The sequence below is a fragment of the Agrobacterium sp. GW821-FHT02D03 genome (assembly GCF_059421725.1).
Window position 1 is genome coordinate 531,136 of record NZ_JBWKVN010000001.1, and the last position, 20,149, is coordinate 551,284.

20 protein-coding genes and 1 riboswitch are annotated in these 20,149 nt (G+C 60.1%); of the genes, 9 read left to right on the top strand and 11 right to left on the bottom strand.

The features are described 5' to 3' along the window. Positions 1-97: 97 nt before the first annotated feature. Genes AC07U5_RS02405 through AC07U5_RS02425 form a run of 5 tightly spaced genes read right to left on the bottom strand, consistent with a single transcriptional unit; the run spans position 98 to position 5,911 of the window. On the bottom strand, positions 98-2,563 hold the full coding sequence (locus AC07U5_RS02405; RefSeq protein ID WP_494722190.1) for a glycosyl hydrolase 2 galactose-binding domain-containing protein: 2,466 nt from the start codon (positions 2,561-2,563) through the stop codon (positions 98-100). Further along, the gene (locus AC07U5_RS02410) at positions 2,560-3,546 is read right to left on the bottom strand and encodes a DUF1839 family protein (protein ID WP_494722191.1); all 987 of its coding nucleotides are present in this window, start codon (positions 3,544-3,546) and stop codon (positions 2,560-2,562) included. Before AC07U5_RS02410 ends, AC07U5_RS02405 begins: the two co-directional genes overlap by 4 nt. A gap of 16 nt (positions 3,547-3,562) precedes the next feature. Next, on the bottom strand, positions 3,563-4,474 hold the full coding sequence (locus AC07U5_RS02415) for an amino acid--[acyl-carrier-protein] ligase (protein ID WP_448746555.1): 912 nt from the start codon (positions 4,472-4,474) through the stop codon (positions 3,563-3,565). A gap of 4 nt (positions 4,475-4,478) precedes the next feature. Continuing rightward, positions 4,479-5,660: an acyl-CoA dehydrogenase family protein gene (locus AC07U5_RS02420; RefSeq protein ID WP_130976823.1), complete on the bottom strand. Its 1,182-nt coding sequence runs from the start codon at positions 5,658-5,660 to the stop codon at positions 4,479-4,481. Beyond that, the gene (locus AC07U5_RS02425; RefSeq protein ID WP_062424835.1) at positions 5,660-5,911 is read right to left on the bottom strand and encodes an acyl carrier protein; all 252 of its coding nucleotides are present in this window, start codon (positions 5,909-5,911) and stop codon (positions 5,660-5,662) included. The genes AC07U5_RS02420 and AC07U5_RS02425 overlap by 1 nt, the downstream gene beginning before the upstream one ends. A 198-nt stretch (positions 5,912-6,109) precedes the next feature. Continuing rightward, positions 6,110-6,221: riboswitch (TPP riboswitch) on the top strand. 106 nt (positions 6,222-6,327) lie between these two features. On the opposite strand from AC07U5_RS02425, the gene thiC reads away from it, so the two are divergent. The 6 genes from thiC (at position 6,328) to AC07U5_RS02455 (ending at position 11,998) form a co-directional block, all read left to right on the top strand. Continuing rightward, entirely contained in the window at positions 6,328-8,151 is a 1,824-nt protein-coding gene (gene thiC / locus AC07U5_RS02430) for a phosphomethylpyrimidine synthase ThiC (protein WP_494722192.1), read from the top strand. Between the two features lies 1 nt (position 8,152). Next, positions 8,153-9,148: a glycine oxidase ThiO gene (gene thiO / locus AC07U5_RS02435; protein ID WP_494722193.1), complete on the top strand. Its 996-nt coding sequence runs from the start codon at positions 8,153-8,155 to the stop codon at positions 9,146-9,148. Next, positions 9,117-9,314, top strand: coding sequence for a sulfur carrier protein ThiS (gene thiS, locus AC07U5_RS02440; RefSeq protein WP_494722194.1), 198 nt, complete (start codon positions 9,117-9,119; stop codon positions 9,312-9,314). The genes thiO and thiS overlap by 32 nt, the downstream gene beginning before the upstream one ends. Positions 9,315-9,317: 3 nt before the next feature. Then, positions 9,318-10,091 carry a thiazole synthase gene (locus AC07U5_RS02445; protein ID WP_111848408.1) on the top strand — a complete coding sequence of 258 codons (774 nt, stop codon included), beginning with the start codon at positions 9,318-9,320 and terminating at the stop codon, positions 10,089-10,091. A gap of 507 nt (positions 10,092-10,598) precedes the next feature. Next, positions 10,599-11,606: a P1 family peptidase gene (locus AC07U5_RS02450; protein ID WP_494723243.1), complete on the top strand. Its 1,008-nt coding sequence runs from the start codon at positions 10,599-10,601 to the stop codon at positions 11,604-11,606. Continuing rightward, complete coding sequence (locus tag AC07U5_RS02455) at positions 11,603-11,998, top strand: winged helix-turn-helix domain-containing protein (RefSeq protein ID WP_494722195.1); 396 nt, start codon at positions 11,603-11,605, stop codon at positions 11,996-11,998. The genes AC07U5_RS02450 and AC07U5_RS02455 overlap by 4 nt, the downstream gene beginning before the upstream one ends. A gap of 7 nt (positions 11,999-12,005) precedes the next feature. On the opposite strand, the gene modC is transcribed toward AC07U5_RS02455, so the two are convergent. From modC to modA, 3 genes are all read right to left on the bottom strand, one after another. Continuing rightward, positions 12,006-13,079 (bottom strand): molybdenum ABC transporter ATP-binding protein, encoded by a 1,074-nt coding sequence (modC, locus tag AC07U5_RS02460; protein ID WP_494722196.1) that lies wholly within the window; start codon positions 13,077-13,079, stop codon positions 12,006-12,008. Further along, positions 13,076-13,777 carry a molybdate ABC transporter permease subunit gene (gene modB, locus AC07U5_RS02465; protein ID WP_494722197.1) on the bottom strand — a complete coding sequence of 234 codons (702 nt, stop codon included), beginning with the start codon at positions 13,775-13,777 and terminating at the stop codon, positions 13,076-13,078. The genes modC and modB overlap by 4 nt, the downstream gene beginning before the upstream one ends. A gap of 462 nt (positions 13,778-14,239) precedes the next feature. Beyond that, positions 14,240-15,034, bottom strand: a complete 795-nt coding sequence (gene modA / locus AC07U5_RS02470; RefSeq protein ID WP_494722198.1) for a molybdate ABC transporter substrate-binding protein — start codon at positions 15,032-15,034, stop codon at positions 14,240-14,242. Positions 15,035-15,323: 289 nt separating this feature from the next. Here modA and AC07U5_RS02475 point away from each other — a divergent pair, with 289 nt between their 5' ends. Continuing rightward, the gene (locus AC07U5_RS02475) at positions 15,324-15,683 is read left to right on the top strand and encodes an XRE family transcriptional regulator (RefSeq protein ID WP_494722199.1); all 360 of its coding nucleotides are present in this window, start codon (positions 15,324-15,326) and stop codon (positions 15,681-15,683) included. Continuing rightward, positions 15,676-16,212, top strand: coding sequence for an ImmA/IrrE family metallo-endopeptidase (locus tag AC07U5_RS02480; protein ID WP_494722200.1), 537 nt, complete (start codon positions 15,676-15,678; stop codon positions 16,210-16,212). The genes AC07U5_RS02475 and AC07U5_RS02480 overlap by 8 nt, the downstream gene beginning before the upstream one ends. 498 nt (positions 16,213-16,710) lie before the next feature. Here the strand turns inward: AC07U5_RS02480 and AC07U5_RS02485 are convergent, their stop codons facing one another. Together AC07U5_RS02485 and AC07U5_RS02490 are read right to left on the bottom strand one after the other, a co-directional pair. Further along, a complete protein-coding gene (locus tag AC07U5_RS02485) occupies positions 16,711-17,994 on the bottom strand; it encodes an NAD(P)/FAD-dependent oxidoreductase (protein ID WP_494722201.1) in 1,284 nt (427 codons plus the stop codon). A gap of 214 nt (positions 17,995-18,208) precedes the next feature. Next, a complete protein-coding gene (locus tag AC07U5_RS02490; protein WP_494722202.1) occupies positions 18,209-18,769 on the bottom strand; it encodes a DUF3892 domain-containing protein in 561 nt (186 codons plus the stop codon). A gap of 62 nt (positions 18,770-18,831) precedes the next feature. Between AC07U5_RS02490 and AC07U5_RS02495 the strand changes: the two genes are divergently transcribed. Then, entirely contained in the window at positions 18,832-19,068 is a 237-nt protein-coding gene (locus AC07U5_RS02495; RefSeq protein ID WP_062424823.1) for an Lrp/AsnC family transcriptional regulator, read from the top strand. A 544-nt stretch (positions 19,069-19,612) separates the two neighbouring features. On the opposite strand, the gene AC07U5_RS02500 is transcribed toward AC07U5_RS02495, so the two are convergent. Further along, on the bottom strand, positions 19,613-19,804 hold the full coding sequence (locus AC07U5_RS02500) for a hypothetical protein (protein WP_062424822.1): 192 nt from the start codon (positions 19,802-19,804) through the stop codon (positions 19,613-19,615). Between the last annotated feature and the right edge of the window lie 345 nt (positions 19,805-20,149).

Below are 20,149 nucleotides of genomic sequence, written 5' to 3' on the forward strand. Positions count from 1 at the left end.
AGGGAGCGCTTAAACGGGTAAGGGATATGGTGGTTCACCTACCAGTGAAACAAGTCGCTTCACTACAACATTGGCCGGAAAACCGAAACATTTTTTATCAATACCGAAAATGCTGACGTTGCCCAAGCGACCGGATCTCGCCATGGGGCTCGGCGGGTGCATTCTCGCCTGCGATCAGCTCGATGGTCCTGGCCTCTCCAGGCGCCAGATGAAACCAGTCATCGGCCGGGCGGAAACCTTCGGCGCTGACCGTGATCGACTGCGCGAACCGGTCCGTGCTCACCGTCATGAACCAGCGGCCGTCCTTCTGCTCGGTCGTCGCCGTCAGCGTCGCAGGATGCATGGCGGCGGCGCGGCCGCGCGGAAAATGGAAGGCGTCGGCAATCAGCTCTCCTGTCACGGCGTCCTTCAGGCTGGCGACGGTCACATCATGGGCAGGCGGGCCAAATCGATAGGCATAGGTGGTATCGAAAAAGGCGCCGAAACAATCCGTGGCGGCAAGGCTTGCTTTGGATCGCGACGCAAGTTCGAGCTGCTTCTGGCCTCGAACGACAGGCTGCAGGCCATCACGCAGGCAGGTAAGTTCGACAATGAGGCTGCGCGTTTCAGCCGTTTCGTTGACGAGATGGACGGCAAGCCCGTTGGTGCCTTCGTCCGTCAGGATCAACTGCACAGGGCGAAAGGCGCGTTTCAGCCCATACCAGGCCGACTTCGGCTCGCCGGTCGAATCGATCACGCCCCAGCCGGCACCGGGCACGAGGTCTTGAAGGGTCAGCACCATGGCGCCCTGGCAGGAGGAGCCGTTGCGCCGCCATTCGCCATAGGTCGTTTCCATCACCTCGGCAACTGCGGCACGCGAAAGGTCGAGATAGCGCTCGCCATCCTCGCGCCGTGTCCGCGACGGGTCGAGACCATAGAGGATATTCAGATAATGATCGCGCACATCCTCGAAATCCCAGGAGGCGCCGCGATCGCGCGGCACGCGGGATTTCCACACCGGATGATGAACGGCGGGAACGGGCAGGTGCCGATCAAGCGTCTTCTGCTGCGGCACATTGGCGAAGGCGAGGCACTCGCCGGCAAAGCGCACATCGGCGCGCCGGGCATCGTCCAGCGGGCGGCAATAGGCGCCCACGCCGTAGTAGTGGCCGACCTTCTCGTCGGTGAAGAAGGGCTGCGCGCCGCCGAAGGGTGAGTTCGGGACATAGGCGATGTCGGAGCGACGCGCTTTGATGAAGCGCGGCAATATCTCCTCGGTCAGCGGACCTTTCCAGAAGCTCTCGCCGAGGCCCAGCATCGCGCCCTGCTGGTACATTTCGCTGCCCCCGCAGATGACGGTCAGCGAGGGAGAGAGCGCCGCATTCGCCAGAAGGTCCGCCGTTTCCTTCTCGATATGGGCGACAAAGCCTTCATCTTTCGCCGGGTAATCGAAATTGGCGAGCATCATGTCCTGCCAGACCATCAGGCCGAGTTCATCGCAAAGGCTAAAAAAGTCTCTGGTCTCATAGGCCATGGTTCCGCCAATGCGGATCATGTTCATGCCCGCCTCTGCGGCAAGGTGCAGCCAGGGTGCGTAATCCTCTTTGGCGCCGGGAAGCCGGACGATATCGGCGTTGGACCAGACGGCACCCCGGCAGAAGATGGCGACGCCATTGATCGTCAGACCAAAGCCTTTCCCATCCGCACCGTGATCGATCTCGATGCGGCGGAAGCCGGTTTTGCCCAGCGTGTGCGTCTTGCCGTCGATGCGAAGGTGAACCTCGTGCAGCGTCGGCGTGCCACGGGTGGCGGGCCACCAGGGCTCTATGGCCGGAAGCCGCAGCTCGGCTGAGAAGAGAGCGTCTGAAACGGACTCAAGCGTCTGCCAGCGACCCCCACAACCGATCTCGATAACGGACGAGGACCGCGCTTCAACGCTGACACGGAGGATGCCAACGCCATCTTCTGTCAATTCGGTGGCGAAGGAGGTGAGGTCGAAATCCGCGTCGCCGTCACGCACCAGCCGGATCGGTCGCCATGGTCCTGCGGCGTGGATCTCCGGGCACCAGCCGGGCATGTAGCCCAACGCCGTCGTGCGGATCAGCCGAAGCGCCTGCGTCGACATCATCTGCGGACGCCAGCGGGCGCGGGGGCCGGTCTTTTCCAGATGGGGTTTCAGGGCGCGAAAGCAGATCGCCAGCTCATCCGTGCCGGAAAGCGTGACGCCAACCTCAAGCGCCTCGAACATGCTAGATGCGTGCGCGATAGGCTCGTCGTTCAGATAGATGTCGGCGATGGTCGCAAGGCCATCGAAATGCAGCGTCGCGCTTTGCAGGGCAGCGGTTTCGAGCGTCAGTCGGTACCAGGCATCGAGATGGTTGAGCGGTTGTGGGTCGAAGCGGTCGAAGCTACCAGCCTTCTCCAGCGCCTCGGCGACGGTGCCGGGAACCGGTGCTGCAAGGCTTTCCGAATTTGCCGGGATGTCGGATGGGCGCTCATAGGCACTGGCTTGCGTCAATGTCAGCGTCCAACCCTCCGTCAGCCACTGGCCGGAGAGGGCGTCATGTCGAAAGCTCGCGCTCACGCGGCCTCGCTGGCGGTGTCGAGATGGGAATTGAGCTTCGCCATCAGCGCGTCCCAGGCGTCAGCCGCGGGATTAAGAGCGGTGGCGAGCGGCTCGAATTTGCGACGCGCCACGGCGCGTGCCAGCTGGAACTGCACCGTCTTTGCCACTTCGGCGATCTTCAGCGCCTCGGCGGCTGCGTCATCGAAAGCCTGTGGTCCGGCAAGCCATTGCAGGTGGCTGGCGGCGAGTTCGAAATTGGCGCCGAGCTGGCGTAGTGTGTTGAAGGCGTATTTGTGGAAGAAGCCGAAGGGCCGGTCGGCAACCTTTTCCACCTGTGCCGGGAAGACCTGCGAGAATGCCCGGATGGGATTGTCCGCCGGTCGTCTGGAAAAATGCTGAACCAGCAGGCGCTTTGCAACTGCGCGGCGGCGTTCTTCGGGGACTGGCTTTTCCGGAAACTTGGCGAATTCCGCATAGGGCAGGAAGGGCGGTTCGCCCTCTTTCAAGTGGTGCTGGAACACGCCGGCATAGTCTTCGCCTTCCAGCGCGAAGTAGCCGGCATTGTGGAAATAGTCGAGCTTGAGACTGGCGCGATCGATGCGGTTGATGGCAATCGTCGTCTTGCCGTGATCGTTTCGGTAGCCGACCCCATGGGTATCCGGCAGGTAGAAGCTGTCCACCTCGATCAGGGAAATGCGGCCGCGCTTCAGCTGCGTTTCGATATGGGTTTCGACATCGTCGAAGATCGCAAGCTCGGTCGAGCGGATGCCATAGAGCGCTTCGAGGTCTTCGAGCGGCATCTTGAAGAAGGTGAAGTGGTCGCCCTCGAAGTCCTGCGTCAGGGTAAAGCCGAACATGGCTTCGGGCGGCAGGCCGCACGAGGCCACAAGCTCGATCCACAAATCGACAAAGCAATTGGTTTCCGGCCACATCCTGTCGGATGCGTGGAGCAGGTGAGGGACATGGCTCTCAGGGCTCAGGGCCGCAAAAATTGCCGTCATGCGTACCTCTTAGGCCTCAGTTCCAAAGCGTGTCGCGAACCGACTGCGGCCATTGATCGACATCCAGCCCGTGCTTGGCAAGGAGGGCGAGCGCCAGTCGCTCCAGGCCGAAGCCGACGCAGGCGGTGTGGGCGACAGAGCCGTCTGCGAGATTGAGACCCCATTTCGCGCCGAAGGCATCCTGGTGGTAGTTGAAGCTCATGCAGGCGGTCAGGTTGGCCGTCGACGTGACCGGGATCAGCAGTTCGAACTTCAGGTTCTGGTCGCGCTGGTTGTTGGCCAGCATACGGCCTGCGCGTCCGAAGAAGGGATCGTTGGCGATATCGAGCTTCACGTCGAGGCCGATGCCTTCCATCATTGCCACGCCGCGATCCATCCACAGCTGGCGGAAATCGGTGACGTCGCTTTCGGTGCCCATGCGGACATATTCGCGCATGCGGAAGAGCTGCTGGCGCGCCGGGTCCTTGGAAGGCTCATGGCGGAAGCAGTAGGACTGGATGTCGTAGAGACCGCCGCCATCGGGCAGATTGCCGCGCTTGGCGATGGTCGGATAGAGCGGATAGCAGGCGGCCGGTGTGAGCACGATATCGGTGATCTTCTGGTCTTTTGCCCAGTCGTCGCCGCCCTCATCCATTGTCTTCAACAGGTTGACGTGGTCGAGCTCGCAGCCGCAGAAGGAATGGACGGTACCGGCGAGCTGCGGGAAGCTCTTCATGTAGCCGCTTTTTTCGAAATAGGCGCGGTTGATGCCGGGTGGAAAGCGGATCGCTTCGGCCTTATCGCCGGCACCCACTTTGCTGACCAGGCTTTCGAGGCCGGTGATCACGTCTTCGAACTGACCGCTTCGGCCATAGAGCCCGTCGACGCCGGTATCGATGAGCAAACCCTTGTCGAAGAGCCTGTCGAGGAAAGATGTTTGTGCGTCCATGGTCCTACCTCAGAAGGCTCGTATCCTGCTTTTGAACCAGCAGGAGATTGGCGGAATTGCTCAGGATTCTGTCATTAGAAATCATCAGCCGGGCAGAATGCGCGTCACGCAGATGGCGGCCAAGGCTATAGGGCGTGCCGTTCTTGTAGCCCATGATGCCGCAGATCAGCATGGCATGGTCGATGATTTCCAGAATGGTCTCGGACGAGCAGATCTTGACGTTGTTCATGGCAATGGCAAAGCCCATCGACATCAGCTTGTCCGGGTCGGCTCTGGTCTCGTCATAGGCCTTGATGCCGGCAATCACGTTGGACTTGACGATCTGCAGCTTGTTCGACACTTCGGCCAGTCGCAGTGCGCCGGGCGGTGCTGATCCTGGCGATTTGCGGGCGGCGGCGCGTACGAAGCTTTGCGCCCGCGCTACCGCGTCGGACGCGATGCCGTACCACACGCCGCTCCACAGAAGATGCGAGGTGGCGAGCATGGATTGCGCTGCAATTTCGGCAAAAGGCTTGGGGAAAATCTGTTCGGCCGGCGCCTCGCCCTTGAACAGGAAACCGTCGGAGCAGGTGCCGCGCATGCCAAGCGTATCCCAGACATGGGTGCGCTCCAGGCTATACTGGTCCTTCAAAAACACCGTCATCACCTGATCGGAGGGAGCGGCATCCTTGTTGCTGCGCGAGGTGATGAGAATGGCATCGGCTTCGCTGCCATAGGAAATGACGGTCGCGTCCTTTTCCAGGCGGCAGATGTCACCATCCACTTCGATGGCGCAGATGGAATTGCGAAGATTGCCGCCAATGCCGCCTTCGGTGGTGGCGGAGGCCAGCAGCAATTGTTCGTTTGCCAGGCGGCGCATGAAGGCGCTGTGCCATTGGCTTTCTTCGCCGTGCTCCACCAGGCTCGAGGCCTTGATGTGGTGCATGGCGTAGATCATTGCGGTGGCCGAACAGGCCTGGCCGAGAATGGAGCAGATATCGGCAAGCTCCAGCATGGTGGCGCCTTCGCCGCCCATGTGAACCGGAACCTGGATGCCGAGCAGCTTTTCCTCGCGAAGCGCGTCGACGGCCTCTTTCGGGAAGCGGCCTTCGGTATCCACCGCATCGGCATGTTTTGCGGCAATTGCCGCCACCCGCGCCGCCCGGGCGCTCAGTGCTTCACGGTGAGGCGCGACGGCGAGGTTCATCAGGCAGCCTCTTTCCCGTCGAGAATGGCTTTGACCGTGGTTTCGATGGCGGCGATGCTGGCAAAGGATTTGCGGTTCAGCATGCTGTCGGGAAACTCGATGTCGAAGGCCTCTTCCAGGCCCAGCATCAGCTGCACGGAGGCGAAGGAGGACAGGCCCGCGGCATAAAGATCGGCATCGTCGGCAAGCGTGTCGACGGAAACGGGAAGCTGACCGAATTTTGCCAGCACGTCACGGATAGTAGAATTCATCCCAAGTATCTCCCTTTAACTGGAGGCATTATCGCGTAACTTCTGAGTTACATTTAAAAACATAACATTGTCATAAGTGGTGCGGTTAATTTCCGGTGACATTGCTTGGCGCCCAACGCAATTGTGGTTTCACCACCGCCCTCTTTTGGCGCAACCAGCTGCCAGCTTGACAATCGGCGCCATGAGGTTTTTGATTGCGGCATTCACCAGGGGGGTCCCGGCAAGGGGCTGAGATACTGCTAGAGCGCGCAGTGACCCGTTGAACCTGATCCAGTTCATACTGGCGTAGGGACGGTGCAAACGCGGGCATTCTGGCAGAACCGGCTTAACGCCGGGGAACCGTCATCTTTCCTATCCCGCGCTTTTCGTCTTCATGCTCGAACTGGGTCTCCACTGTTTTGCTTTGGAGCCTCACGATGAACATTGCCGCTAAAAATCTTACCCCAACCGTTACCACCGGTCCGTTGCCCGCCTCCACCAAGGTGCACAAGCCGGGCGTTCTTCACCCGCATATCCGCGTGCCGATGCGCGAAATTGCGGTCCATCCCACCGCCGGCGAGCCGCCGGTGACCGTCTATGATGCCTCCGGTCCCTATACCGATCCGACACATCTTGTGAACATCGATGCCGGTCTGCCGCGTCATCGCCAGGAATGGGTTCTGGCGCGTGGCGATGTCGAAGCCTATGAGGGCCGGCATGTGAAGCCGGAAGACAATGGCTTTGCCACCGGCGAGCGACTGACGCCGGAATTTCCCGTGCGCAACCAGCCGCTGCGCGCCAAGGCGGGCAAAGCCGTCACCCAGCTGGCCTATGCGCGGGCGGGCATCATCACGCCGGAGATGGAGTATATCGCCATCCGCGAAAACCTCGGACGCGAGGCGGCGCAGGAGAAGCTTGTGCGCGATGGCGAAAGCTTCGGCGCGCATATTCCAGATCATGTGACGCCGGAATTCGTCCGCCAGGAAGTGGCTTCTGGTCGCGCCATCATCCCCTCCAACATCAACCATCCGGAAGCCGAGCCGATGATCATCGGGCGGAATTTTCTGGTGAAGATCAACGCCAATATCGGCAATTCCGCCGTCACCTCCTCCATGGCGGAAGAGGTGGAGAAGATGGTCTGGGCCACGCGCTGGGGTGCCGATACGGTGATGGATCTCTCCACCGGGCGCAACATTCACAATATCCGCGAATGGATCATCCGCAATTCGCCGGTGCCGATCGGCACGGTGCCGCTTTACCAGGCGCTGGAGAAGGTCAACGGCATTGCCGAGGATCTGACCTGGGAGGTGTTTCGCGATACGCTGATCGAGCAGGCCGAGCAGGGCGTGGATTATTTCACCATCCATGCCGGCGTCCGCCTGCATTACATTCCGTTGACCGTCAATCGCGTCACCGGCATCGTCTCGCGCGGCGGGTCGATCATGGCCAAGTGGTGTCTGCATCACCACAAGGAAAGCTTCCTCTACGAGCATTTCGACGAGATCTGCGACATTTGTCGCGCCTACGACGTGTCGTTTTCACTGGGGGATGGCCTGCGCCCGGGCTCGATTGCCGACGCCAACGATGCCGCGCAATTTGCCGAGCTGGAGACGCTGGGCGAGTTGACGCAGATCGCCTGGGCCAAGGATTGCCAGGTGATGATCGAAGGCCCCGGCCATGTGCCGATGCACAAGATCAAGGAAAACATGGACAAGCAGTTGAAGACCTGCGGCGAGGCGCCCTTCTACACGCTTGGACCGCTGACGACCGATATCGCACCCGGTTACGACCACATCACGTCGGGCATCGGTGCGGCGATGATCGGCTGGTTCGGCACGGCGATGCTCTGCTATGTCACGCCGAAGGAGCATCTGGGCCTGCCCGATCGCAACGACGTGAAGGTCGGGGTCATCACCTACAAGATCGCGGCGCACGCCGCCGATCTCGCCAAGGGGCATCCGGCGGCGCAGTTGCGGGACGATGCGTTGTCTCGCGCCCGCTTCGAATTCCGTTGGGAAGACCAGTTCAACCTGTCGCTCGATCCGGAAACGGCACGCTCCTATCACGATGAGACGCTGCCGAAGGAAGCGCACAAGGTCGCGCATTTCTGCTCCATGTGCGGGCCGAAATTCTGCTCCATGCGCATTTCCCATGATATCCGCGCCGAAGCCCAGAAGGAGGGGCTGGAGGCGATGGCGGAAAAATTCCGTCAGGGTGGCGATCTCTACATGCCGCTGGAAAAGCCCGTGGCCGGTGAATGAGATGCGCATCCTGATCAAAGGCGCAGGCGTTGCCGGTCTGACGGCTGCTCTTGAGCTGACGCGGCGCGGATGTGCGGTGACGGTGTTCGATACCGCGCCGCAGATCGGCCACGGCGCATCCTGGTTTGCCGGCGGCATGCTGGCGCCCTGGTGCGAAAGGGAGAGCGCCGAGCAGGCGGTGCTCGATCTCGGCCAAACTGCACTCGACTGGTGGGAGGAGGCCGCACCCGGCCTCGTCACACGCCATGGCACCCTGGTGGTCGCACCCGCACGGGACAAGGCGGAACTCACCCGCTTTGCCTCCCGCACCAGCGGCTACCGGCTGGTGGATGAGGATGAGATTGCAGCACTCGAGCCGGACCTTGCCGGGCGTTTTCGCCATGGGCTGTTCTTCGAGGGCGAGGGCCATCTTGACCCGAGACTGGCGATGGCGGCGCTGCACCAGCGTCTTGTGGCAAGCGGCGTCGCCTTCCATCTGGGCGGAGGGCCACCCGATGAAGGCGGCTTCGATCGCATCGTCGATTGCACCGGCCATGCGCGGGTCGGATCGCTCTCAGGACTTCGGGGCGTGCGCGGTGAAATGCTCTATCTCGCCACGCATGAGGTTTCGCTGTCGCGCCCGGTACGGCTCCTCCATCCGCGCATTCCGCTCTACATCGTCCCGCGTGAGCCGGGGCGCTTCATGGTGGGCGCGACGATGATCGAGACGGAGGAGGCGGGGCCGATTTCTGCCCGCTCGATGATGGAGTTCCTGAACGCCGCTTACGCGCTGCATCCGTCCTTTGGCGAGGCGCAGATCATCGAAACCGGAACCGGCATCAGGCCTGCCTTTCCTGACAATCTTCCGCGCATCGTTGAGGATGGCAAGAGGCTCTCAATCAATGGCGCGCACCGGCACGGCTTCCTGCTTTCGCCAGCCATGGCGCGGCAGGCTGCCGACATTTTAGACCACAAGGAGGTATCCCATGCGGATTCACGTCAACGGCGAAGTGCATGATCTTTCCGCCACCACGCTGTCTGAACTGCTCTCGGCGCTCGATTACGAGGGCGACTGGCTAGCCACAGCCGTCAATGGCGATCTCGTGCATGCGCAGGATCGCCCGCAGTTTCACTTAAAGGATTCCGACCGGATCGAAATCCTTTCCCCGATGCAGGGAGGATGAACCATGTTTCGATTGTATGATCGCGATGTCAGCTCACGGCTGCTGCTGGGTACTGCGCGCTATCCGTCGCCCGCCGTTCTGGCGGATGCCGTTCGCGCCAGCAGGACCGACATTCTGACCATTTCGCTGCGGCGTGAAACGGCAGGCGGCAAAAAGGGCGGGCAGTTCTTCGAGATGATCCGCGAACTCGACCGCCTCATCCTGCCCAATACGGCGGGCTGCCATACCGCCAAGGAAGCGGTGCTGACGGCAAAGATGGCGAGGGAGGTGTTCAAGACCAACTGGATCAAGCTGGAGGTGATCGGCCATCACGACACACTCCAGCCGGATGTCTTCGCGCTGGTGGAGGCGGCGCGAATTCTCGCAGACGAGGGTTTCGAGGTTTTCCCCTATACGACCGACGATCTGGTGGTCGCGGAAAGACTGATCGATGCGGGCTGCAAGGTGCTGATGCCCTGGTGCGCACCGATCGGCAGCGCCATGGGGCCCCTGAACCTCGCCGCGCTCAAATCCATGCGGGCGCATTTTCCCGATGTGCCGATGATCGTCGACGCCGGCCTTGGCCGCCCCTCGCATGCGGCAACGGTGATGGAGCTTGGCTATGATGCAGTGCTGCTCAACACGGCCGTCGCCGGTGCCGGCAACCCGGTGATCATGGCGGGCGCCTTTGCGAAAGCCGTGACGGCAGGGCGTGAGGCCTATCTTTCCGGCATGCTCGAGCCCCGCGACATGGCGGTGCCGTCGACGCCGGTGATCGGGACGGCGGTGTTTTCGTGAGGCTATTTTTAGGGTGAGCGCATTCCCCGTCCTCCCGGACTTGATCCACTGCTGTCCGGTTTGAATGTCTGGTCTGGATTTGCCGCCCCCCCTCTGCCCTGCCGGGCATCTCCCCCTCAAGGGGGGAGATCGGCCAGGGGCTATCTTCGCATGTCCTATCTCCCCCTCAAGGGGCGAGACGGTGCAACGGTTCGATCTCCCCCCTTGAGGGGGAGATGTCCGGCAGGACAGAGGGGGGTGCGGTCCGTCTCGCCGGACACTGAAAGAGCCGAAGAGTGGTGACGGCGGGGATATCCTCCTTCCCTCATTCCTGTGCTTGTCACAGGAATCTAGCAGTCGCGCGTCTGCGCGACGAGAAAGGCCCTTTCAAACCAAAGACTTGGTCTGACTGGATTCCTGTGACAAGCACAGGAATGAGGGTGGGTGAGGCTGACCCCCGGCAACAGTGACTATCCTGCAATTGACAACACATCCTCACAGCGGGATACCGGCACGACAACAAAAGGAATGCCGCCCTTGCATAATCTGCTGACCGATATTGACGGTGTTGCGGTGGGCCATGCCACCGATCTTACGCTCGGCTCCGGCGTGACGGCCATCGTTTTCGATGAACCGGCGATTGCCTCCGGCTCGGTTCTGGGTGGCGCGCCGGGTGGGCGCGATACGGCGCTTCTTGATCCATCCATGACGGTGGAGGCGGTGGATGCCTTTGTGCTTTCCGGCGGATCGGCCTTTGGGCTCGATGCAGCGGGTGGGGTGCAGGCGGGGTTGCGCCAAGCCGGGCGCGGTTTTCCGGTGGGCAATACCCGCGTGCCGATCGTGCCGCAGGCGATCCTGATGGATCTCTTGAATGGCGGCAACAAGGATTGGGGGCTGCATTCGCCCTATCGCGACATGGGGTACGAGGCGTTCAAGGCTGCCACGCGGGAACCCTTTGCGCTCGGCACCGTGGGCGCTGGAACGGGTGCCACGACCGCGACCGTGAAAGGCGGGCTGGGCTCTGCCAGTGCCAAGACCTCCACCGGTATCACGATTGCCGCGATCGTCGCGGTCAATGCCCTGGGCTCGGCAACGGTTGGCACGACGAAAAACTTCTGGTCTGCCCCCTTCGAACGCAATGGCGAATTTGGCGGGCTTGGCTTACCAGCACAGTTCACTGAGGCCGATACGGCGCTGCGCATCAAGGGCGTGACGCTGACGGCCACAACTATTGGCGCGGTGGTCACGGATGCGGTGATCACCAAGGCGCAGGCGCATCGGCTTTCGATTATGGCGCATGACGGGCTTGCGCGCGCCGTGCTGCCTTCGCATCTGTCCAGCGATGGCGACACGATGTTTGCCGCAGCGACGGGCAAAAAAGCGCTCACGCAGCCCACGGATTTTGCCGAACTTTGCCATCTCGCCACGCTGGTCATGGCGCGTGCCATTGCCCGCGGCGTGTTCGAGGCGAGCGCGCTTCCGCATGAGGGCGCGCAACCATCCTGGCGGGATCGCTTCGGAGCCGCGCAGCCATGAGCGACACGCCATCGCGCCCGCCTCTCAAACTCGTGCTGCGGGTGGATTTTCCGCCTAACGAGCGGCTTGGACGCGGCAAGATCGAGCTGATGGAGCATATCGCCGCCACCGGCTCCATCTCTGCGGCCGGACGCGCCATGGACATGTCCTATCGCCGTGCCTGGCTGCTGGTGGATGCGCTGAACCACATGTTCAAAGAGCCAGTGATCGAATCGCAGCGCGGCGGCAAGCAGGGTGGCGGTGCGGGGCTGACGCCTTTTGGCGAAGAGCTGCTGGCGCGCTTTCGCGGCATGGAAGCGCGGATGCGCGAGACGCTGCAGGCCGATCTCGACTGGCTGGACGCCAACCGCGCAGCCGACGATCGCAAGGCTCAGGATGCGCCCTCTCAATAGGGCCCATTCAATAAGGGTCAAGTGCCGCCGATTTGACAATGGCGAAGACCGGGCTTCCGGCTTTGAGCGACAGCCGCTCGATGGAAAGGCTCGTTACCCGCGACTGGATGAGGGTGCCGCTGCACGCCACCTGCACCAGCGCCATCCCATCGCCAAGCGCCATGCCTGTCACGTGGCCTTCGACAATGTTGAGCGCGCTCAAACCCTCCGGTCGCACCGTTGCCAGCATCACGTCTCGTGCCGGAATATGCACGCGCACCGCCCTGCCGGGCTCTGCGGTTTGCGCGGGCACCTGAAGTGCGGTTTGACCCAGCCGAACGGTCGCGAGCCGGTGGGCGGCATCGAAGGCCTCCACCGTGCCGGAGAGAATGCTGCCTGCTTCGCGCCGCTCCAGATAGGTGCTGAAGGCGGGCTGGGAGAGGATGTCCGAGGCCGGGCCAGCGGCATCGATCCGGCCATCCTTCATCACCACCACATGGTCTGCCAGGCGCGAAACTTCGCTGACCGAGTGGCTGACATAAAGGATCGGGATGGTCGTCTCGTCGCGCAGCCGCTCCAGATAGGGGATGATCTCGGCCTTGCGCGCCTCATCTAGGGCGGCCAGCGGCTCGTCCATCAACAGCAGGCGGGGGGAGGAGAGGAGCGCTCGGCCAATCGCCACACGCTGCTTTTCGCCACCGGAGAGCTTTTCCGGCCGCCGCTGCAACAGCGCGCCGATGCCGAGCATCTCAATGACGCGTAAGGAGGCGGCCGCATCCGCACTGGCACCAGAAAACCAGCGGCCATAATGCAGGTTCTGCTCCACGCTCAAATGCGGAAAAAGCCTCGCTTCCTGAAACACATAGCCGAAGCGCCTTTTATGCGCGGGCGTGAAGATGCGTTTTTGCCGATCGGCCAGCACCGTGCCATCCAGTTCGATCCGCCCTTCATCCGGCTTCGTCAGCCCGGCAATGATGCGCATCACCGAGGTCTTGCCGGAGCCGGAGCGACCGAAAAGCGCGGTCACGCCTTTGTCTGCGGTAAAGGCTGCATCCAGGGTGAAGCTGCCCAGCCTGTGGCGGGCGGAGAAGGACAGCGTCATTGCCCGGCCACCCTTCTGCTGACCAAGCGGGCGAGAAATTCCGATGCCAGCAGCGCCACCATGGAAATAACGATCGCCACCAGCGTCAGGCGCATGGCACCCGCATCCCCGCCCGGCACCTGGGTGAGACTATAGATCGCGGCAGAGAGGGTTTGCGTTTCGCCGGGAATGTTGGAGACGAAGGTGATGGTCGCGCCAAACTCGCCCATCGCCTTGGCAAAGGCGAGGATCATGCCGGCAATGATGCCGGGAAGGGTGAGCGGCAGCGTCACCGTCAGGAACACCCAGAGCGGGCTTGCCCCCAGCGTTCCCGCCGCTTCCTCCAGCTTGCGATCCACCGCCTCGATCGACAGGCGGATGGAGCGCACCATCAGTGGAAAGGCCATGATGGCGCAGGCAAGGGCCGCACCCGTCCAGCGGAAGGAAAAGACGATGCCGAAATGCTGATCGAGAAACGCGCCGATCACCCCCTTGCGGCCAAAAAGGATCAAAAGCAGAAAGCCGGTGACGACCGGCGGCAGGATCAGCGGCAGGTGCACGATGCCGTTCAGCAGCGACTTGCCGAAGAACCGCCCACGCGCCAGCGCCAGCGCAATCAGAATGCCAAAGGGAAGGCTTGCCAGCATGGCAACGGTCGAGACCCACAGGCTCAACCGTATCGCCGTCCATTCTTCCGCACTCAGCGATAACCAGTCCAAACTGCCATTCCTGTTTTTAAAGCGCGTCACGATCTTTCAGAGTCGCTCCTTACGCTTTAGGTCTTTGTTTTGTCGCATGTCGTTGTCGCAAAACCGCTGCACACTTTTGCGGACATGCTTTAGGCGCCGGGGCGCGCAACACCGCCCCCCACTTTTGCGACACGGGCGCTTCCGATCCGACCGCCTATCGTTCTTGCAAACCGCTGAGCAACTTTGCGCGATTTGCTTTAAGGATTTGTTCCGATACCCGTTCTGAAGCATGGTTCACGCAAGACTGTGCAGCGGTTTTGCAATCATGACATGCGACAAAACAAGGACCTGGAGCTTAGGCAGCGAATCTGAAAGATCACGACACGCTTCTAGCCAAAGACGAGCAGCGTTTCCACGCAAACGCGATCAGAGCCGACGCGATGATGCGGCTCTGACAGCCCGTCGCGCCGTTTCGGACCATGCGCCTCTCCCTTACTTCAGAACCGTAAAGCCCTGGGCCCCGAAGAAGGGTGCTGCCTTGGCCGATTTCAGAAATTCCAAATAGGCCGCCGCTGCCGGGCTTTTGGCATCCTTCAGCATCGCGACGGGATAGATGATCGGCGGATGCGAATCTTCCGGAAAGGTGCCGACGATCTTCACGCCGGGATCAGCCGCCGCATCCGTCTGGTAGACGATGCCATAGGGCGCTTCCCCGCGCGAGACCAGAAGCAGCGCTGCGCGCACACTTTCCGCCCCCGCCACCTTGGCGGAAACCGCGGACCAGACCCCAAGTTTCTCCAGCGCCGCCTTGCCATATTTGCCCGCCGGCACGGAATCCACCGCCCCCATGGCAAGCTTGCCATTGCCGACGAGAGCCGAAAGATCAAACCCCGGCTTGATCTCCACCGGCTTTGCACTTGCCGCAGGCGCAACCAGAACGAGGCGGTTGCCCAGAAGATTGCTCCGCGTGTCTTGCCTGATCAGCCCCTTGCCCGCCAGATAATCCATCCAGGCCAGATCCGCCGAGATGAAAACATCCGCCGGCGCACCCGCCTCCACCTGCTTCGCCAGCGCCGAACTCGCTGCATAGGACACCACCACCTCATCGCCGCTCTCCTTGGCGAACTCGGCATTCGCCGCATCCAGCGCATTCTTCATGCTGGCCGCAGCAAAGACGGTGACCTTCTCGGCGGCCAGTGCCGGCGAGGAAAGGACGGGTGCCGCGAGGCACCCGGCGGCGATGGCCCATGCGGCGGTTTTCAGAATGATGCGGCGGTGGAGTGTCATGGCGGCCCTCGAGCGAAATATCTGATTGGATATATCGGTGGTAATGGATGAGGGTTATGTTTGCAAGGATATAGCGATGTGTTCGGAGCAGCGGAGGGATGGGCATGGCATATCGTGCCACGTGCTTTGTCCCTCATTGCAACAGATTCGACTCTCCCGCGGGAATCAGTTATAAATTTAACCCAACAGGTAAAATTGGTTCACGAAATGAGTTGCAAATTTTCTCAGCTGTGAGAATATCGGCTCAGGGAGTTATCGTTCACCCTGTACCGACGAGAAGGAACACAAGATGCTAACCGAACTCGGAAAGGAACTGCGCAGAATTCGTATAGATCACGACGAGAAGATGATTGAGATGGCTGGCAAACTCAATAAGTCGGCTGCCTTCATTTCCTCAATCGAGACTGGGAAAAAATCTCCTCCGTCCGGTTTCGAGGAAGCTGTCATCAAGGTTTACCAACTTGCGGCTGAGGCGGCCAACAAAATTAGAATAGCCGCTGATCGTTCAAGGAAAGCGTTTATTTTAGAGCCGAATAATGCTCTGGGCAGAGACACTGCCGGTCTTATGGCTCGCCGATTAAACGATCTCTCATCGTCTGATCTGGAGGAAATCCGACTTATCTTAAATAGAGGAAAGGTAAATGAGTAGTCAGAACTTTGTCGTGCCGCCTCGATCATGGGATTCAATTGGGACAATTGCAGACGGTTTTCGGCGCAATCTTGGCCTTGAGAACACCCCATATATGCCAGTGATCGATATTTTGGAGAAGGTACTCGATAACCAGCTGAACTTTGTTCGGCTTGAGATAGGAGAGGACCGAGATATGTCAGGAGCCGAGGGGCTAACTGATCCAAATGGCGAATTCATCATCATTCATGAGGATGTGTACGACGCCGCCGTGAAAGGTGATGGTCGAGCTCGCTTCACCGTCGCCCATGAGATCGGGCATCTATTCCTACATACCGGTATTCCATTAGCGCGCGCCGTAAACGACGGATCGATCAAGGCCTTCCTGATGAGCGAACCACAAGCGAACCAATTCGCGGCAGAGTTCCTGATGCCTAGACACCTCATGCCTAAAGACATCAGCCGCTCCGAAATATGTACCAAATTCGGAGTTTCTGACGAAGCAGCCAGGAACCGCATTAAGTTTCTTAGAGGTAAGGGCTTGATGTGAAAAAGAGACTTGGTTGCTGCCAAGTCTCTCTCTCGATAATTTCCAACTCGGGCTTGCAAAGGGGCTAGCCGAGCGGAAGCCGAAACACAAGCTTGTGCTACGGAGTGTCGCAATTCCAAATAGTAGCGAACAAAGCTTGTGTCAAGGTAAACAGCGCCCCTTAGGAGCTGGTGATGGCTGCAGGAACTGTTTTGCCCCCACCGCCTCCGGGTCAGAAGTACATCTTCCGCCCGTGGCGGAAGTGCCCCAAGACCGGTAAGGTTTTGTGGGCTCGTGCTTATGGCCTCAAGGCTTGGCCCATTCTCGTTTCTAACTGAGAATGAACAAGATCTGGGGGGATAGGTTTCCTATCCCCTCTATCTCGTTTCATTTTATGACCTAAACGGCAAACTGTATCATGCGCATCATGCGTTCGAAGGCGCGCATTAGACCCCGGTGGATGATGTGAGTTAGACTGCGCGCGCAGTGTTGCGTCGAAACTTTCAACAGCATGAGATTCTAAAACCTCTCCCCCGCAAAATGCGCCACCTGCGCCCCCGCCTCATAATAGGCCTCCTTCAGCGTCCTGAAACTCTGCGCCTTGGGCTCTGAGACCGGCAGCGGCAGGTCGCTTTCGCTGATCTCGCCGGCCACATGGGCGGCCAGTGTTTTGCCGAAGGTGGTGCCCGGCGCGATGCCGCGGCCGTTGTAGCCGCAGAAGCCCACGACGTTTTTGGCGAAGCGGTGGAAGCGGGGGACGGCGTTGTCGGTCATGCCGATCTGGCCGTACCATTCGCATTCGAACTCCACATCGCCAAGCTGCGGGAAGAGGCGTTTGAGCGAGCGTTTTGCCCAGGCGCGGTGGACGCTAGCACCCGTGTTGCGCAGTGCGCCCACACTGCCAAAGACGAGGCGGCCGGCCTTGTCCATGCGGAAGGAGGAGAGGATTTCCTTGGTGTCCCAGCAGCCTTCGCGGCCGGGCAGAACGGACTTGGCGAGATTATCGCCCAGTGGCCGGGTGGCGAAGTTGAAATAGGGGAGGTAGACCTGCTCCTCGCGGATGATCTTCCACGGCCCCTGGCTATAGGCCTCCGTGGCCACGATGATCCAGCCTGCCGAAACGGAGCCGCGATCGGTGCGCACCGTCCAGCCTTCGCCATTCGCTTCCGTCGCATGCACCGGGCTTGCCGTGTGGATGATGGCGCCTGCCTTCAGTGCGGCGTTGGCCAGTCCGCGCACATAGGCAAGCGGCTGCAGCGTTCCGGCGCGTTCATCGAGAAGTGCGCCTGTGTATCCGTTCGTGCCGACCCGTCTTGCGGTTTCCTCGCCGCTCAGGATGCGCACCGGCGCGCCGCGGGCGGCCCACTGGTCGCAGCGCTCGCGAATCTCGGTCAGCCCCGCTTCGCCGACGGCGCAATGCAGCGTGCCGTTCTTTTCCAGCTCGCAGGCAATCTCGTACTTCTCGATGATCTCGCGCACCAGGAAGGGCGCGTTGCCCAGAAGATTCAGCAGGCGATCGCCATAGACCGGGCCCAGCACATTGGGCAGTTCCTTCGGCATCACCCACATGCCGCCATTAATGAGGCCGACATTTCGGCCAGCGCCCCCAAAGCCGATCTCCTTGCCTTCCAGCACGATGCATTTGATGCCGCGCTCTGCCAGATGAAGAGCTGCCGAAAGGCCGGTGAAGCCGCCGCCCACAATCACCACATCCGTTGTCACATCCCCTTCCAGCGCGCGCGTTTGCGGCGGTGGCGGAGCGGTCTTTTCCCAAAGGCCATGCGAGCGGGGATCGTTATACATCGGGGGCATCCACAATCATGAGGCAGCGTTGCCGGGCAGGCGATCGGGCGCCGTGAAGTGCCCTTTGGCAAAACTCTAACGCGGCGCATCCGCGCTGACCATCGACATATCGTCATCAATTCATGCAGGGCGGGAATAGCACCAAACGAAGTAGAGAATGACTTCTAGTGTCTCCCCCAAGCCCAAACTTGGGGGAGACAAGCTCGTACAGTCGTTATTGCGGACAGACAGGCAAGGACAAGAGATTGTTTGGCTCTAAATCATCCGACTGAGTTTTAATGTATTCGCGGCCATTTCGCTTCGCGACTATGACCCAGACGGAGTTTCCTCGTTGGTCGACTGTCCAAAAACTGTGACCGTTATTAATCAAACTGATTACAGCGTCGACAGTCCCGTACCACCCTCCAGCGTCAGGCCCGCCAACTCCTTGCATCCGGCGGTCTCTGTCGGCGTTATCGGGCCTATGGCAAGTGATTTGATATGTAGTCATCAAATTCCTCTTTGGTTTCACCAAAGAGCGGCTTGACGGATTTACCCCGAAGAGTGATCCTTTATTCATCCCATGATCGAGCCGCCTTTGGCTTGGTTGCAGTGGCGGCGGCGCGGCCTCCGGCAAGAGAATCAGCGCTGCCGTCACCAATGTTCCCGGAATGTTCATATTCACGCAAGTGGTTGCTGCCGATGATTCACTGGAATCATAGGTTGTCCTTGTAGTGTTACCGGAGTGCGCAGGCTTGAAAGAGCCTTCCTCCTCGGCCAATAGTGGCCCATCCATGCGTCGGCGGCTGTCTGCCGCTCGCAGCGCTCACATCAGCCTTTTGGCGAGGAAGACCAGTCATGAAGCCCATCTTCGTTCAGCTCCAATGCGCACCCGGCAAGACCTATGAGGTTGCGGACGCCATCTACAAGACCGAACTGGTTTCGGAGCTTTATTCCACCAGCGGCGAATATGATCTGCTGTTGAAGATCTATCTGGAGCCGGAGCACGATGTGGGCAAATTCATCAACGACAATATCGTCAATATTCCGGGCATCGTGCGCTCGCTGACGACGCTGACCTTTACGGCGTTTTGAGACGGGTTAGGTTGTCGGAGTTTTCGGGACTCGAAGTTCTGCGAAGCACAGCATGGGCGCGTTTGGTTTCCGAGCCTTTTAACGCCTCTTAAGCGTCTTGGAATTAGGGGCGGAACAGTCCTGCGACCTAGGGCAAAACCTCTCGGTCGTCATCCTCGGGCTTGACCCGAGGATCCATCACCCCACCCGTAAACGCTTGAAGCTGTGGATCCTCGGGTCAAGCCCGAGGATGACGGCAGGAGAGGTTGAACCTCACCATAGCCTCGTGCGGAGGTGGACGTGTCGCTGCTTAGGGTGGAGGAAGTGGCTGACGAGCTTATTCGGCGTCGTGTGCCGTGACTCAAAGCGTGACGCGATCTTTCAGATTCGCTCCGTACGCTTTAAGTCCTTGTTTCGTCGCATGTCGTTGCCGCAAAACCGGTGACCACTTTTGCGCGACATGCTTTAAAAATGACTGGCTCAAAATCAAAAGGCGATGCCAGTTCAAACGGGCATCGCCTTTATCGTTTTTGCATGGTGGTTGGGTCGCAGGCGCAGGAACCGCTCAAACCAGTGCCGCGACGTTGCGATTGCGGACAAGGTTGCGGATGGCGGTGCGCACGTCTTCGGCGCTGTCGAAGCGCTGCTCGTCCAGATCATGGACATGGAACTTGACCGCGATGAACTTCAGCCGGTTGTTGTCCGGTACGACGATACCCACGGGTTCGCCAGCGAATTCAATGACTTGCTTTTGCATACTATATACTCCCGCTGTGGCTTGGCTACACAGCATTTTGTCGAATTGAATGAATTGAAAATTTGGGGGGACTTAAAAAGTCACCACATTCGACAGCAGCGGGAACACGTGGATTTGTGCCCGGCATTCGAGATCCGATGACCCAGGAGCGCGGCAATACGCGTATATTTCGACATGACACTCTCCTCTGCTCGTGTTGATCCGGAATACCGAAGAATCACTCTCCAGTTGAATCACTGATATCCCGGAATTGCCTCGGAATCAATGATTATCAATATAGGTAGAATATTTTTCTTTATGATGACAGGACGGGGGCGGAAATGTGAAATTTTTGTTTATCCGGCT